We start from the raw sequence: 16,376 nt of genomic DNA, 5'->3' as shown, positions 1-16,376 counted from the left end.
GCAATGACCACTCTCGATTTGGTAACCCTAAGCGAACGGACAAAACAGCATAAAAACGCACTGATTCATATTGTGAAACCGCCAGTGTGTACGGAGCGGGCGCAGCATTACACCGAGGCTTATCAGCAGCATCAGGATAAACCGCTACCGGTTCGTCGTGCGTTAGCCTTGGCCCACCATTTACAGCAGCGCACGGTGTGGATCAAAAATGATGAGTTGATTATCGGTAATCAGGCTAGCCAATTGCGTGCAGCCCCGATTTTCCCTGAGTACACCGTCGGCTGGATCGAAAGTGAAATCGATGACTTAGCCGATCGACCAGGCGCAGGTTTCTCCGTCAGCGAACAAGACAAAGCGGTATTGCATCAAATCTGCCCATGGTGGCGTGGTCAAACCGTACAGGACCGCTGCTACGGCATGTTTACCGATGAACAGAAAGCCTTACTGGCGACAGGTATCATCAAAGCGGAAGGCAACATGACTTCCGGTGATGCCCATTTGGCGGTGAACTTCCCACTGTTGCTGGAGAAAGGTTTGGATGGCCTGCGCGCTAAAGTCGCCAGCCGCCGTGAGCGCCTGCAACTGACCGATTGGGGTGATCTGCACAAAGAGCAATTCCTGAAAGCGATTGATATCTCGCTGGCGGCACTGAGCGAACATATTGAGCGTTATGCCGCAGTGGCGCGGCAAATGGCCGAGGAAGAAACCCGTGAATGGCGGCGCGCTGAGTTGTTGAGTATGGCTGATAACTGCGCCCTGATTGCTCATCAACCACCGCAGAGTTTCTGGCAAGCGTTGCAACTGTGCTATTTCATTCAACTGATACTGCAAATTGAATCCAACGGCCACTCGGTATCATTTGGTCGCCTCGACCAGTATCTCTACCCGTGGTATCGCCGCGATGTTGAGCTGGAAAACACCCTCAGCCGCGAACAAGCCATTGAAATGCTGCATAGTTGCTGGCTGAAATTACTGGAAGTGAACAAGATTCGTTCTGGCTCTCACTCCAAGGCATCGGCAGGCAGCCCGCTTTATCAAAACGTCACCATCGGCGGGCAGAAATTGGTGCAGGGCAAGGCCATTGATGCCGTCAACCCGCTTTCGTATGCCGTGCTGGAATCCTGTGGCCGCTTAAAATCCACTCAGCCCAACCTCAGTGTCCGCTACCATGCGGGGATCAGTGATGATTTCCTCGATGCTTGTGTACAGGTCATCCGCTGTGGTTTTGGTATGCCAGCGTTTAATAATGATGAAATCGTCATTCCTGAATTTATCAAGTTGGGTGTGGAACCGCAGGATGCTTACGACTATGCGGCTATTGGTTGTATTGAAACTGCCGTCGGGGGGAAATGGGGTTATCGCTGTACGGGCATGAGTTTCATCAACTTCGCTCGTGTGATGTTGGCCGCGTTAGAACAAGGCCGTGATGCGACATCTGGGCAAGTCTTCATGCCGCAAGAGCAGGGGTTATCAAAAGGTAACTTTACCGATTTCGACCAAGTGATGGCGCAATGGGATCAGCAGATTCGCTATTACACCCGCAAATCCATCGAGATAGAGTGCGTGGTCGATACCGTGCTGGAAGAGAATGCCCACGATATTGTCTGTTCAGCGCTGGTGGATGATTGTATTGAGCGCGGTAAAAGCATCAAACAAGGGGGGGCGCGTTATGACTGGGTTTCTGGCTTGCAAGTGGGGATTGCCAACTTAGGTAATAGCCTGGCCGCCGTGCGCAAACTAGTGTTTGAACAACAGCTTATTGGCCAGCAGCAACTGGCAACCGCACTAGCCAATGATTTTGCAGGGCTGAACGGTGAACAACTTCGCCAACATTTGATTAATTCAGCTCCGAAATACGGCAATGATGTCGATGATGTCGACCAGCTGTTAGTGCGGGCGTATCAGACCTACATCGATGAACTGAAGCAATACCACAACACCCGTTTCGGTCGTGGCCCGATTGGTGGCACCTATTACGCAGGGACGTCATCCATTTCTGCCAACGTGCCCTTTGGGGCGGCCACGATGGCCACACCGGATGGTCGCAAGGCGCATAGCCCGCTGGCAGAAGGGGCAAGCCCAGCCTCTGGTACTGACCATTTAGGGCCAACGGCGGTGTTTAACTCGCTGTCCAAGCTACCTACGGCCTCAATTCTGGGAGGCGTGTTGCTGAATCAAAAACTGAACCCGTCCACGTTGGATAATCCTCGTGACCGCGAAAAGTTGATGATGATGCTACGCACCTTCTTTGAGGAGTATCTGGGCTGGCACGTGCAATACAACATCGTCTCCCGCGAGACGCTGGTGGATGCCAAGCAGCATCCAGATCGTTACCGCGATCTGGTGGTCAGGGTGGCGGGTTATTCGGCCTTCTTCACCGCGTTATCGCCTGATGCACAGGACGATATTATCGCCCGCACCGAGCATACGCTGTGATCTCTGATGTTAGCGATTGAACGTGTTAAGTCATGACTGTGTAGTGAAGTGAATCTTGCTGTGATACTGAGTTCCAAAAATTTCTGAGTAATGGTGTCTTTCACCAGCCAGCAGGTTTAGTCGCCCGCTGGCTTTTTTTATTACTCTGCGTGATTGACGCTGTGGCGTGAGCGTAAGCATTCATTGCAACGCAAATATTTGAGTATAAAATTAATTTATCTTTCTCTAAAAATAAGCACTTCTGTCGCTTCTGCCTAACCAATTTCAAGGCGCGCTTGCATTTGAAATCGGGGGAGAGGGCGTAATAGCTGTTTCTGGCGCTGGAGCCTGGAATGAAATCTGCATTAACTTTTTCCCGCCGCATCAACCCGGTATTTCTTGCTTTCTTTGTGGTGGCTTTTCTTTCAGGTATCGCGGGCGCGTTACAGGCACCGACCTTAAGCCTGTTTTTAAGTACGGAAGTGAAAGTCCGGCCATTGTGGGTCGGCCTGTTTTATACCGTGAATGCCATTGCTGGGATAACCGTCAGCTTCTTACTGGCCAAACGCTCAGACTTACGTGGCGATCGCCGCAAGCTCATCATGGTCTGTTACTTGATGGCGGTGGGGAACTGCCTATTATTTGCTTTTAATCGTGATTATCTGACGTTAATCACTGCCGGTGTGCTCTTGGCGGCCGTCGCCAACACCGCTATGCCGCAAATTTTTGCTTTGGCGCGTGAATACGCGGATAACTCTGCACGTGAAGTGGTGATGTTCAGCTCCATTATGCGTGCGCAGCTCTCATTGGCTTGGGTTATCGGGCCACCGCTGTCGTTTATGTTGGCGCTTAATTATGGCTTTACGCTGATGTTCAGTATTGCCGCCGGCATTTTTGTGCTGAGTGCGCTGGTGGTGTGGTTTGTCTTACCCTCAGTGAAGCGCGCAGAACCCGTAGAGGATGCACCGGTAGTGGTGCAAGGCAGCCTATTTGCCGACAAAGACGTCCTGCTATTGTTTATTGCCTCGTTGCTGATGTGGACGTGCAACACCATGTACATCATTGATATGCCACTCTATATCACCGCCAGTTTGGGGTTGCCTGAGCGGTTGGCCGGCTTATTGATGGGCACCGCTGCGGGGTTGGAAATCCCTATCATGTTGCTGGCGGGATATTCAGTCAGACGCTTTGGTAAACGCAAAATCATGCTGTTTGCGGTGCTTGCGGGCGTCTTGTTCTATACCGGATTGGTGCTGTTTAAATTCAAATCTGCACTGATGATGCTGCAAATTTTTAACGCCATTTTTATCGGTATCGTTGCCGGTATCGGTATGCTCTATTTCCAAGATCTGATGCCGGGCAGAGCTGGGGCGGCGACCACGTTGTTCACCAACAGTATTTCGACAGGTGTCATTTTGGCAGGTGTGTTGCAAGGGGTACTGACCGAAACTTGGGGACATGATTCTGTGTATGTGGTGGCGATGGTGTTAGCGGTTTTAGCGTTGATTATTTGTGCGCGAGTCAGGGAGGCTTAGCGCCCCGTAGGGCGCTGGTTGATGAGTTTTAGTAGACCGGCAGCAGATTCAAGCTGGACAGAACATGGGCGATGGCATTCACTGCCCCGAACAGCAGAATCAACACAATCATGGGTGTCCCTCCCCATACACGATACAGCGGGCTACCAAAGCGTTTGCGAGAGGCTCGGGCCAACAGCGCGGGGACGATGGCAGCCCAGACGGTGGCGGCGAGTCCCGCGTAGCCGATGGCGTAGATGAAGCCATCTGGATATATCAACCCACCCAAGATGGGCGGTATGAAGGTAATGGCGGCGGTTTTCCCTCGCCCTAATCGGCTGTCGTCAAATTTAAATAAATCAGCCAGATAATCGAATAATCCCAATGTCACGCCCAGGAATGAACTGGCGACCGCGAAGTTTGAGAATACCGTCAGCAGCAGGTCCATTGACGGGCTTTTTAAGATCCCCCCTAATGCACTGACCAACACATCGATATTGCCGCCCTGACTGGCTATTTCACGAAATTGCGGTCGCGGAATATTGCCCATGGTGCCGACCAGCCAAATGATATAGAGGGCCAGTGCCAGCAGCGTGCCAATCAGCAGACAGTTGCGGATTCGATGAGGATTCTTGCCGTAATGCTTCATCAGGCTAGGGACGTTACCGTGGTAGCCGAATGAAGCCAGACAAAACGGCAGTGTCATCAGTAGATAGGGCAGGTAACTGGGGTTAGCATCGCTTAGATTAAACAACTTCACGGGTTCGACATGCCCGAGCAGCCCGCCAAACGTCATAAAGAAGGTGAGTATTTTTGCGCCTAGCACGATAGTTGTCATGCGGCTCACCGCAGTGGTACTGAGCCAGACAATAAAGGCGACAAATAAGGCAAAGAATAAGCCACCTAATCGAGCAGGAAAATCGATGCCCATGCCACGTAGTGTATGTTGAATAACAGAACCGCTGGCGGAGATATAGGCATAGGTCAGAATGTAGAGTACAAAGGCGACGGTCAGGCCATTAATCACGTTCCAGCCATTGCCCAGTAAGTCTTTGGTGATGGTGTCAAAACTGGCGCCGGTGTGGTAGTTGAGGTTGGCTTCGAGGATCATTAATCCAGAGTGGAGCATGCAAAACCAAGTAAAAACCAGAACGGCAATAGACCAATAAAACCAGATCCCTGACATAACAACGGGTAGCGAAAACATCCCTGCGCCCACAATGGTGCCTGCAATAATCATTGCACCACCGAGTAGGGAAGGACTTTTAATTTTTACTGCTGTGACCTGATCTTCTAATGTTGTTTGGGCCATAGTAGGGTGTCCTCGTGTGGTTTTACCACTTATAGAGGTAACAATTTGGTCGCTGTGTACCCCCTACCGGTGTGATAGGGGGCGTATTGTCAGAATGGCAGTTGCCGCTTATTCGATGGGTTTCAAGCGGGCAACAAAGTGACGCAAAACAGGGGGTTCGTAGGTGAAAGTCAGCCCTTTGATTTCTTCAGCACGTGATTTGAGTGCAATCAGCGCATCGGCAATATAATCCATATGGTCATTGGTGTAGACACGGCGCGGGATGGTCAGGCGTAGCAATTCCAGTGGTGATGGTTTTTGTTTGCCAGTTTGCGGATCACGGCCGAGCAGGAGTGAACCAATTTCCACGCTACGGATACCGGCTTCCAGATACAAGGCGTTATTCAGTGCCTGCGCAGGGAATTGTTCCGCCGGAATATGGGGCAGCAGGATTTTGGCATCGACAAAGACAGCATGGCCCCCTGTTGGGTATTGAATCGGAATCCCCCCCGCGCGCAGACGTTCACCCAGATACTCAACTTGGCCAATACGGTAAGTCAGGAAGTCTTCATTCATCCCTTCTTCCAACCCGATGGCCAGTGCTTCCATATCGCGGCCCGCTAAACCACCGTAAGTGACAAAACCTTCCATTGGTACGCAACGGATGCGAACGTCGTTGAACAAGTCTTCATCGTTGCGGAAGCAGCATAAGCCACCAATGTTAACCATCGGGTCTTTTTTGGCTGACATGGTGAGCATGTCGCCATACTGGTACATTTCCAGAATGATCTCTTTGATCGACTTATCGCCATAACCGGGTTCACGTTGCTTAATAAACCAAGCGTTTTCGCAGAAGCGGGCCGAGTCAATGACAACGGGGATATTATGCTGTTGAGCAATGCGATACACCTCGCGCATATTGCTCATTGAAATCGGCTGCCCGCCTGAGCTGTTACAGGTGACGGTCGTAATAATTGAGACGACGTTTTCTGCCCCGTATTCGGAAATGGTGGCCTTGAGTTGATCTAAATCGAAATCGCCTTTCCAATCGTAATAAGCCACAGTATCAAAGGCTTTCGGTGTCACAACGTTGATGGCTTTGGCGCCATTCATCTCAACGTGGGCGGCCGTGGTATCGAAATGGAAGTTAGAAATAAAGACAGGGTTTTTCGCGCCGCCCGCTTTTTGTTTTTTCGCAATCAAGCAAGGGAACAGGATTTGTTCCGCTCCACGGCCCTGATGGGTGGGAATGGTAAACGGGTAACCGATCAGCTTCTTCACTTGATCACACAAATTATAATAATTGCGTGAACCCGCATAGGCTTCATCGCCCATCATTAACCCAGCCCATTGGCGATCACTCATTGCGCCAGTGCCTGAGTCCGTCAGTAAATCAATATAGACATCTTCACTCGGTAATAAGAAAGGGTTATAGCCGGCTTCAATTAATGCTTTCTCGCGATCTTCCCGATTGGTCATCCGAATATTTTCTACCATTTTAATACGGAAGGGTTCAGGGATACGTTTCATAGCTTATTACTCCAAATACCTTGAGTACTGGAAACCGCATAAATATAGCCATGCATATTGACAGGCTACTTGCAGCACCAATGACTTTAGGTGTTTTTAGATATTAATATTTAAAATACAGTCATGTTTTGGCAATAAAAATAGCCAACCGATTAACCATGACGGCAATAAAAATAAGAATGAGATGTTTCAGCCGAAGCTGAATAAGCGATGAGAAACTAACGCGGGAAATCGTTGGCGAGGCGGTAATCAATATTAAACCAAGCTCGGCTGTCGCCGGAGATGCGTGCTTCGTAACGCAGTGCGATGCGTATCATAAGGCGCCCTCTAGGAGTGGATGGTGGAAGACAGCATACCGTTGTTTAAGAAATAAAAAGTGACCGCTAGCACAGAATACAATTAAGAAAAACCACATTAAAGACACTAATAGGTAGGCAATCTAATAGCTTACGGCGCTGTTATATAACAGATTGATTATGCGGGTTTTTGGTTGTTTAGGCTTTTTTCTCAGGAAAAACGGGTGAGTATTTGATTAATATTTTTGTGCGATCTTAAATTATTGGTATTAGGAAGATTATTACACCAATAATGCCTACATCATTTTCCGCGACATAATGGACGAAGGTGTAGTAAGCCAGCAATATTAATATTGCTGGCTTCAAAGGATATTAACGTAAAAACGCGGGCTGCTGTTTTTCGTAGGTAGAAATAGCCTTTTCATGTTGCAACGTCAGACCAATACTGTCCAAACCATTCATCATGCAATGGCGGCGGAAACTGTCGATCTCGAACGAATAACTTTTGCCCCCTGCATTCACGGTCTGCGCTTCCAAATCGACAACAAATTGAATGCCTTCATTGTTTTTCACTAACTGGAATAACGTATCAATATCGGCTTCACTTAATGTGACTGGTAGCAGTTGGTTATTAAACGAGTTGCCATAGAATATATCGGCAAAGCTCGGTGCAATAACCACTTTAAAACCGAAATCGGTCAATGCCCAAGGTGCGTGTTCACGAGATGAGCCGCAGCCGAAATTCTCACGTGCGAGCAAAATGCTGGCACCTTGGTAGCGTGGCTGGTTTAGCACAAATTCGGGGTTAGGCACTTTGCCGGCATCGTCCAGAAAACGCCAATCGTTAAACAGGTGTTGTCCAAAACCGGTACGGGTCACTTTCTGCAAAAACTGTTTTGGGATAATCGCATCGGTATCGACGTTCGCCGCATCTAACGGGACAACCAAACCAATGTGTTGAGTAAATTTAGCCATGGTGGTATCTCCGGTTAGTGGGTAGCGGCGGATAAGTCGCGAACGTCAGCAAAATGACCACTGACAGCCGCAGCTGCTGCCATCGCGGGGCTAACCAAATGGGTACGCCCGCCACGGCCCTGACGGCCTTCAAAGTTACGGTTGCTGGTGGAGGCGCAGCGCTCACCCGGTTCCAGACGGTCATTGTTCATCGCCAAACACATTGAGCAGCCGGGTAAACGCCATTCGAAACCAGCGTCGATAAAGATCTTATCCAAACCTTCCGCTTCAGCCTGCGCTTTCACGGGGCCAGAACCAGGGACGACGATAGCCTGTACGCCATTGGCAACTTTACGCCCTTGCGCGATAGCCGCAGCAGCCCGCAAATCTTCAATGCGCGAGTTGGTGCAAGAGCCGATAAATACTTTATCAATCGCCACTTCGGTTAACTTAATGCCCGGACGTAAATCCATATAAGCCAAGGCTTTTTCGGCCGAAGCACGTTCGACAGGATCGCTAAAGGACTCCGGTGCCGGAATAGTTTGATTCACGGCAATCACTTGGCCTGGGTTCGTCCCCCAAGTGACTTGCGGTGCGATATCTGCCGCGTCTAAGGTGACAACCGTATCGAATTTAGCCTCAGCATCTGACTTCAAGCCGCGCCAGTAGGCCACGCCTTGTTCCCATTGTTCACCCGTCGGCGCAAATTGACGCCCTTTCAGGTAATCGAAGGTGGTGTCATCCGGTGCCACTAATCCCGCTTTAGCCCCCATTTCGATAGCCATATTGCACAATGTCATGCGGCCTTCCATGCTCAACGCTTCAATGGCGCTGCCACAGAATTCCACCACATGGCCCGTACCACCGGCACTGCCGGTTTTGCCAATAATGGCCAACACGATATCTTTAGCCGTAATCCCTGCGCCGACGTCGCCATTGACTTCAATTTTCATGGTCTTGGCACGGCCCTGTTTCAGGGTCTGGGTGGCCAACACATGTTCAACTTCTGAAGTCCCGATACCGAAGGCCAAGGAGCCAAATGCGCCATGCGTGGCAGTATGGGAGTCGCCGCAGACAATGGTCATACCGGGTAACGTCATGCCTTGTTCTGGGCCAATCACATGGACGATGCCTTGGAATGGATGATTCAAGTCATATAAAGAGACGCCAAATTCAGCGCAGTTCTTAATCAACTCTTGCATCTGAATGCGCGCCATTTCGCCGCTGGCATTAATATCTTTGGTCTGCGTTGAAACGTTGTGATCCATGGTGGCAAAGGTTTTACTTGGCTGACGCACAGGACGCCCCATGGCCCGCAAGCCATCAAACGCTTGCGGAGACGTCACTTCATGCACTAAGTGACGGTCGATATATAACAAGGGTGTTTCATTCGGCGCTTCGTGCACGATGTGGGCATCGTACAATTTTTGATATAACGTCTTGCCCATGTTAAACCCCCTCAGCCACGAATTTAGCGATGATATCGCCCATTTCGTTGGTGCCAATGGCTTTGCCATCACCGGCTAAATCAGCGGTACGATAGCCTTGTTCTAATGCCTGATTGATTGCGCGCTCAATAGCATCAGCAGCCTCGTCTTTGCCTAAACTAAAGCGCAGCAGCAAGGTTAAAGAGAGGATCTGAGCGATCGGGTTCGCGATGTTTTTGCCTGCGATATCCGGCGCGGAGCCGCCAGCAGGTTCATATAAGCCAAAGCCTTGTTCGTTCAAACTGGCAGATGGCAACATCCCCATTGAGCCAGTAATCATGGCGCACTCATCGGACAAAATATCGCCAAATAAATTGGAGCACAGCAACACATCAAACTGCGAAGGGTCTTTGATTAACTGCATCGTCGCGTTATCGATATACATATGGGACAACGCCACATCTGGGTAATCCGCCGCAATCGCGTTGACCACTTCACGCCACAAAATCGAGCTTTGCAACACGTTGGCTTTATCGATTGAGGTCACTTTACTACGACGTTTACGCGCAGATTCAAAGGCAATACGGGCAATCCGCTCAATTTCGAAGCGATGATACACTTCGGTATCAAACGCACGTTCGTATTGGCCTTGGCCTTCACGGCCCTTCGGTTGACCGAAATAGATACCGCCGGTTAACTCACGCACACACAGAATATCGAAGCCTTTGGCGGCGATATCACTGCGCAGTGGGCAGAAATCTTCCAGCCCTTGATATAAGCGTGCTGGACGCAAGTTACTGAATAATTTGAAGTGTTTTCGCAATGGCAATAAAGCGCCGCGCTCAGGTTGTTCCGCTGGTGGCAAGTGCTCCCATTTAGGGCCGCCAACTGAGCCGAATAAAATGGCATCAGCCTGTTCGCAGCCGTTAACGGTTGCTGGCGGTAATGGGCTGCCGTGGCGGTCAATGGCTGCGCCGCCCACATCATAGACGCTAGTTGAAATCTTAATGCCGAAACGCTGGCGTACCGCATCCATTACTTTATTTGCTTGAGCCATTACTTCTGGACCAATGCCGTCTCCGGGTAAAACGGCAATATGATAAGTCTTCGTCATGTTCACACCATTTCCTGATTATTTTGTTGCAAGCGCTGTTTCTCAATTTCTACTTGATGAGCGCGCCAGATATTATTTAATACGTTAACCAATGCCTTAGCAGAGGATTCGACAATGTCCGTTGCCAAACCTACGCCATGGAAACGACGGCCCTTGTGATCAACCACGATATCAACCTGACCCAATGCGTCTTTACCTTGACCTTTGGCCGATAATTGATATTTCACCAGTTCAATGGGGTAGTCGGTGATGCGGTTAATTGCTTGATAGACAGCATCTACCGGACCGTTACCTGTGGCTGCTTCTGATTTTGTTTCTTCACCACAAACCAATTTTACTGAGGCAGTTGCCATCACACTGGAGCCTGATTGGACGCTGAAATAGTCCAAACGATAATACTCGGGTTCTTCTTGTTGCTTATTGATGAAGGCCAACGCCTCCAAATCGTAATCAAACACTTGGCCTTTTTTGTCTGCCAATTTCAGGAAGGCATCGTACAAAGAGTCCAAATTATAATCTTTATCCTGATAGCCCATCTCTTCCATACGGTGTTTCACTGCCGCGCGACCAGAACGAGAGGTCAGGTTCAACTGCACTTCTTTCAGACCGATAGACTCGGGCGTCATGATTTCGTAGTTTTCGCGGTTTTTCAGTACGCCATCCTGATGAATGCCAGAGGAGTGGGCAAAAGCATTACTACCGACAATGGCTTTGTTACCAGGGATTGGCATATTGCATATTTTGCTGACCAATTGGCTGGTACGGTAAATTTCCTGATGATTGATATTAGTATGCACGCCCAACATCTGATGGCGCACTTTAATCGCCATGATCACTTCTTCCAATGAACAGTTACCGGCACGTTCGCCTAAGCCGTTGATGGTGCCTTCAACCTGACGCGCACCGGCTTGAACGGCGGTAATGGAGTTAGCAACCGACATACCCAAATCATCGTGGCAATGCACAGAGATAATGGCTTTATCAATGTTAGGAACACGCTCATACAAATCAGTGATGATTCCGCCAAACTGATATGGCGTGGTGTAACCGACGGTATCAGGGATATTGATGGTGGTAGCACCGGCACCGATTGCCGCTTCCACGACACGACACAAGTTATCAATTGGAGTACGACCAGCATCCTCACAGGAGAACTCTACGTCGTCGGTATAGTTACGCGCGCGCTTCACTGAATGAACCGCCATCGCCAACACATCATCAAATGAGCGCTTTAACTTGGATTCGATGTGCAACGTCGATGTCGCCAAAAAGACGTGGATACGGAACGCTTCTGCGATACGTAAGGCTTCAGCCGCCACATCAATATCTTTATCGACACAGCGCGCTAAGGCGCAGACTCGGCTGTTTTTCACTTGCTGCGCGATGGTACGGACTGACTCAAAATCACCAGGAGAAGAAACCGGGAAGCCGACTTCCATTATGTCGACACCCATTCTTTCCAGTGCCAACGCGATTTGCAGCTTCTCTTTAACACTCAGACTGGCTTGCAACGCTTGTTCACCGTCACGCAATGTTGTATCAAAAATAATGACCTGTTGGCTCATGTGGATATTCCTTGTCGTGTTTACATTTGCGCTTAGCGGGTAAAAAAAAACCCGCGCATTTGCGCGGGCTTGTTAATCTTGATGACTGAATCAGTTCTGATTTCCGTCCACCAACATACCGCGCAAGTGAGTTGCGTTGAGTAGTAGGCCTAGTAGACGGGTTGAGTAGAACATTTTTTCAGTTTCTCATTGGTTATGATATTGCGTTGCCTAAATTGATACGTGAATTCTATGGGTATGTCAATATTTGTTTGAAATAGTGTCTTCAACTGGTTATGACAATAGGGTAATTATCATTTTAGAACAAATAACTGATTTTCTAGTTAAATTGGATTATTGCTCTAATTTATGCTTAGTGGCCTTTTTGTTTGTTTGGCATAACGATAGTAATGCGGGTTATTGTACTTTTCAGATTATTTTGGGTGATGAGCCGTTTTTTCGGAGGGACTGCTGTGCCAAAAATGATCTTTACACTTAATAAGATAGAGGTTAATAACTGAAACTGTTCTTGATTGTTCAATCAGCGAGTAAATTTATAGCAAAACTTATTATTAATGATTTCTATGTCGTGTAAATATAAATACTTATTCGCGTAATGAATAGTGTTATTTATTTGATTAACATGTTATGACTATGACGTAAACTCATCATTGCATTAGCAAAATTCAATCTATTATTAAGTTAATTAGCCGCTATAATTAATAACTAATAAGTTTTCATTAATGAATTTATTATTTGTTAATGGCATAGTTGTCAATTATCTCATTTTGTGATGTGATCATGTTATTGCTTTTATTATTGGCGCTTATGATATGTCAGAGTCTTATTTTTAGAGTGAATTAGTCTTAAGGGTTATGTGGGGTACTTTATGTGGATGGCTTGTTCACGTATTTATCCATAGGCGTTATTGGCGGAAAATACATGGAGGCAATTCATATCGTTTTATATATACAAGGATGAGGCTCATTTTATCTTACAACGATAACAATGAAAATATTGGCGTCATTAATAGTAAGAAATCAAAGATATTTTGAGAAGATGATAAATATCAACAGGACTCTTTTATTAATCGTGTCATCTGCATAAAGCTTAGTGGAGTTAAGCATGTCTGAATACAACTTAGTAACCGACGGTCAAGCGACTAAAAAAGTATGTAGCGAAGTTCATTTAAGAAGTGTTGACCTCAATTTATTAACTGTTTTTGATGCAGTAATGCAAATGCATAATGTTACACGCGCAGCCCAGTCTTTGGGCATGTCTCAGCCCGCAGTGAGTAACGCCGTCGCCCGCTTGAAAGTGATGTTTAATGACGAGTTGTTTGTTCGTTATGGACGAGGAATTCAGCCGACCGCTAGAGCTCGTCAACTTTTTGGGCCGGTGAGACAAGCATTGCAACTTGTCCAAAATGAGTTACCGGGGGCGGGTTTTGAGGCCAAAAATAGTGGGCGAGTATTTAATTTATCAATTTGTAGTCCATTAGATATTAGGCTTACAGCACAAATAATAGAGCGAATTAAATCATTGGCACCTAATGTGCAACTCATTATCCGATCTTATCTTAATGAGAATATTGAGCATCAGTTACGTTATCAAGAGACCGAATTTGTTATTGGTTATACTAAATTTGAACGCCCAGACTTTCATGATATCTCATTATTTGATGATGAATCTGTATTGGTTGTGTCAAAAGATCATCCTCGTATTGACCATTCAATTACTCAAGAACAACTCATTTCTGAACAACATGCTGTTGTCTCATTAGATAAAATGGGTTCTTTCAGTGAGGCTTATTATGAATCCATTGTGAGCGCTCAAACTATTGCCTATGAAAGTACGGATATGAATAGCGTACTTAATATTGTATCTCAAACTTCCTTTGTGGCTATCGCACCTCGCTGGTTGGTTCAGCAATATAATGAAACGCTTAATTTGAAATTGATCTCATTACCTTGGAAAGAGAAAATAAGCCGGCCATGCTATCTCACATGGCATGAATCGACGGATAGAGATAAAGGCCACCAATGGATGAAAGAATTACTCGGACAACTTAGTACCCCCTTGTAGCGGCTTGTTAAGCCCTGCTGCTGAAATGATATTACGCTCAGTGGCAGGGAAAAGTGAGATTGAATGCCATCTTGCTTGCTTCCATCGCTTATAGCACCACTCAGCAACATGCTATCGCTTTACTTAACCCCTCCCTCTTTGCCTTGCTTTTGCCTTGGATGCGGTATTTTTCATCAAAGTTTCTTTTAGCTCACACTTCTGCGCTGAATTTTATTTGCCATAACCTCTAGAGCAGGTAGACTGCGCGAAAAAAGTGTACACATGTAAGCTGAATATCGGCGAACAGCAAAGTTGCAGTATACTTTATGAGCGAACAATTGATTTAGCAGCGAGCAGCGATGTTATGACCCACACATTAGAGCAATACCACCTTGTGCGCCGTTTGCGCCAGCAAATCAGTGATCGTGCAGATCAAGTCGCCCTACGTGAATGGTCGCCAAAAGGGGAAAAACAGCTCAGTTGGCGTCAGGTTGACGAACACGTCACCCAGATATCTACAGCGCTGCTGTCCTTAGGTGTCGCCATACAAGAGCGTATTGGGATTTTTGCTAATAACAGTATGGCTTGGTCATTGGCCGACTTGGCTATTTTGCAATTGCGTGGCGTGAGTGTGCCCTTATATGCCACCAATACCACGGCACAAGCCGCGTATGTGCTCAATGACGCCGATGTGCGTATTCTGTTTGTCGGTGGACAAGCGCAATTTGATGTTGCTATTACGTTGAAGCCGCATTGTCCTCAATTGACTCAAATTATTGTTTTAGATGCTGCAGTCGATTTGCGCGGATGTGAGTATGCTCAACACTTAGCTGATTTTGAGCAACAACCAGATGCTGTACAGCGGCATTTATTGGACAAACGTGTAGAGTATTGCGACTTAGACGACTTGTTTACCCTGATTTATACCTCTGGTACTACGGGGGAACCAAAAGGTGTGATGCTGGATTATCGTAATATGGCAGCCCAACTTTATTTGCATGATCAGCGCCTAACGCTGACCACTAATGACGTTTCCCTCAGTTTCTTGCCGTTATCCCATGTGTTTGAACGGGCATGGAGCTTCTATGTCATGCATACCGGCGCACAGAATGTCTACATCAGCGATACTGATTGGGTCCGTCCTGCCATGCAGGCGGTAAAACCCACGGTAATGTGTGCCGTTCCCCGTTTCTACGAAAAAGTATTCAGCGCCATCAATGATAAAGTTGCTCTGGCAAAATGGCATCGCCGGATGTTGTTCCGCTGGGCAGTGAACTGTGGCGAAAGCAAATTCCAGCATCAACAGCAGGGGAAAACGCTATCGCCGCTGTCTGAGCAGATGTTTAAGCTTGCGGATCGCTTGGTACTGAGTAAGTTGCGTGATTTATTGGGCGGAAGAGTGCGTTTCTTACCTGCGGCGGGTGCGCGGTTAGATGACAATATTATTCTGTTTTTCCAAGCGATTGGCGTCAATATCAAGTATGGCTATGGTATGACCGAAACCTGCGCGACGGTATCCTGTTGGGAAGAGAAAGACTTCTGTTTTGGCTCCATCGGCAAGCCATTACCGGGGATTGACGTTCGTTTAGGCGCTGAAAATGAGATTCAAGTTCGTGGCCCTATTGTCATGCGTGGCTATCTCAACAAGCCACAAGAGACGGCAGAGTCATTTACCGAAGATGGTTGGCTCAAAACAGGCGATGCGGGCGCATTGGATGCCAATGGCAATTTATTCATCACTGAGCGGCTAAAAGACCTGATGAAAACTTCAGGTGGGAAATACATTGCGCCGCAAATGATTGAAGGCACGCTGGGTCAGGATCGTTTTATTGAACAAGTGGCGATAATTGCCGATACGCGTAAGTTTGTCTCAGCGCTGATTGTTCCCTGTTTCGAGTCACTGGAAGAGTATGCACGTTCGATTAACCTGAAATATCACGATAGATTGGAATTATTACGCCATAGCCACATTGTCAGCTTATTCGAGCAACGGCTAAAAGAGATGCAAAAAGAGTTGGCGCTGTTCGAACAGGTTAAACGCTTCACTCTGTTACCGCAGGCATTCACCATGGAAACGGGTGAGCTGACACCAACTATGAAATTGCGGCGTAAAATCATTCTCCAGCGCTATCAGAATGAAATTGATTCCATGTATCGCGATTAATCCACCTTGTTTTCAGTTTGTAACTACGACGGCCTATATCTCTCTTGCTAGAGGCCGTCGTTG

11 protein-coding genes are annotated in these 16,376 nt (G+C 47.6%); 4 read left to right on the top strand and 7 right to left on the bottom strand.

Going from position 1 to position 16,376, the window contains the following annotated elements; all coding sequences use genetic code 11:
• Positions 1 to 3 precede the first annotated feature (3 nt).
• Together DA391_RS18780 and DA391_RS18775 are read left to right on the top strand one after the other, a co-directional pair.
• A complete protein-coding gene (locus tag DA391_RS18780) occupies positions 4 to 2,436 on the top strand; it encodes a formate C-acetyltransferase/glycerol dehydratase family glycyl radical enzyme (RefSeq protein WP_050080217.1) in 2,433 nt (810 codons plus the stop codon).
• 332 nt (positions 2,437 to 2,768) lie between these two features.
• On the top strand, positions 2,769 to 3,950 hold the full coding sequence (locus DA391_RS18775; protein ID WP_050080218.1) for a sugar efflux transporter: 1,182 nt from the start codon (positions 2,769 to 2,771) through the stop codon (positions 3,948 to 3,950).
• 28 nt (positions 3,951 to 3,978) lie between these two features.
• On the opposite strand, the gene mtr is transcribed toward DA391_RS18775, so the two are convergent.
• The 7 genes from mtr to leuA form a co-directional block, all read right to left on the bottom strand.
• A complete protein-coding gene (mtr, locus tag DA391_RS18770; protein ID WP_108088065.1) occupies positions 3,979 to 5,241 on the bottom strand; it encodes a tryptophan permease in 1,263 nt (420 codons plus the stop codon).
• A gap of 108 nt (positions 5,242 to 5,349) precedes the next feature.
• On the bottom strand, positions 5,350 to 6,750 hold the full coding sequence (gene tnaA / locus DA391_RS18765) for a tryptophanase (protein ID WP_108088064.1): 1,401 nt from the start codon (positions 6,748 to 6,750) through the stop codon (positions 5,350 to 5,352).
• 218 nt (positions 6,751 to 6,968) lie between these two features.
• Complete coding sequence (gene tnaC, locus DA391_RS18760; protein WP_019211097.1) at positions 6,969 to 7,067, bottom strand: tryptophanase leader peptide; 99 nt, start codon at positions 7,065 to 7,067, stop codon at positions 6,969 to 6,971.
• Between the two features lie 351 nt (positions 7,068 to 7,418).
• Positions 7,419 to 8,021 carry a 3-isopropylmalate dehydratase small subunit gene (leuD, locus tag DA391_RS18755; RefSeq protein ID WP_050285852.1) on the bottom strand — a complete coding sequence of 201 codons (603 nt, stop codon included), beginning with the start codon at positions 8,019 to 8,021 and terminating at the stop codon, positions 7,419 to 7,421.
• A 14-nt stretch (positions 8,022 to 8,035) separates the two neighbouring features.
• Positions 8,036 to 9,448: a 3-isopropylmalate dehydratase large subunit gene (gene leuC / locus DA391_RS18750; protein WP_050080222.1), complete on the bottom strand. Its 1,413-nt coding sequence runs from the start codon at positions 9,446 to 9,448 to the stop codon at positions 8,036 to 8,038.
• 1 nt (position 9,449) lies between these two features.
• Positions 9,450 to 10,541 (bottom strand): 3-isopropylmalate dehydrogenase, encoded by a 1,092-nt coding sequence (gene leuB / locus DA391_RS18745; protein WP_019211094.1) that lies wholly within the window; start codon positions 10,539 to 10,541, stop codon positions 9,450 to 9,452.
• Positions 10,542 to 10,543: 2 nt separating this feature from the next.
• A complete protein-coding gene (gene leuA / locus DA391_RS18740) occupies positions 10,544 to 12,106 on the bottom strand; it encodes a 2-isopropylmalate synthase (RefSeq protein WP_050080223.1) in 1,563 nt (520 codons plus the stop codon).
• A 1,104-nt stretch (positions 12,107 to 13,210) separates the two neighbouring features.
• On the opposite strand from leuA, the gene leuO reads away from it, so the two are divergent.
• On the top strand, positions 13,211 to 14,170 hold the full coding sequence (gene leuO, locus DA391_RS18730) for a transcriptional regulator LeuO (protein ID WP_050080224.1): 960 nt from the start codon (positions 13,211 to 13,213) through the stop codon (positions 14,168 to 14,170).
• Positions 14,171 to 14,513: 343 nt separating this feature from the next.
• The gene (locus DA391_RS18725; RefSeq protein ID WP_050285932.1) at positions 14,514 to 16,313 is read left to right on the top strand and encodes an AMP-dependent synthetase/ligase; all 1,800 of its coding nucleotides are present in this window, start codon (positions 14,514 to 14,516) and stop codon (positions 16,311 to 16,313) included.
• Positions 16,314 to 16,376 lie beyond the last annotated feature (63 nt).

Source organism: Yersinia massiliensis (assembly GCF_003048255.1).
GTDB classification, from domain to species: Bacteria; Pseudomonadota; Gammaproteobacteria; order Enterobacterales; family Enterobacteriaceae; genus Yersinia; species Yersinia massiliensis_A.
Note: the sequence above shows the minus strand (reverse complement) of the source record. Positions and strands in the feature narration are given on the sequence as shown.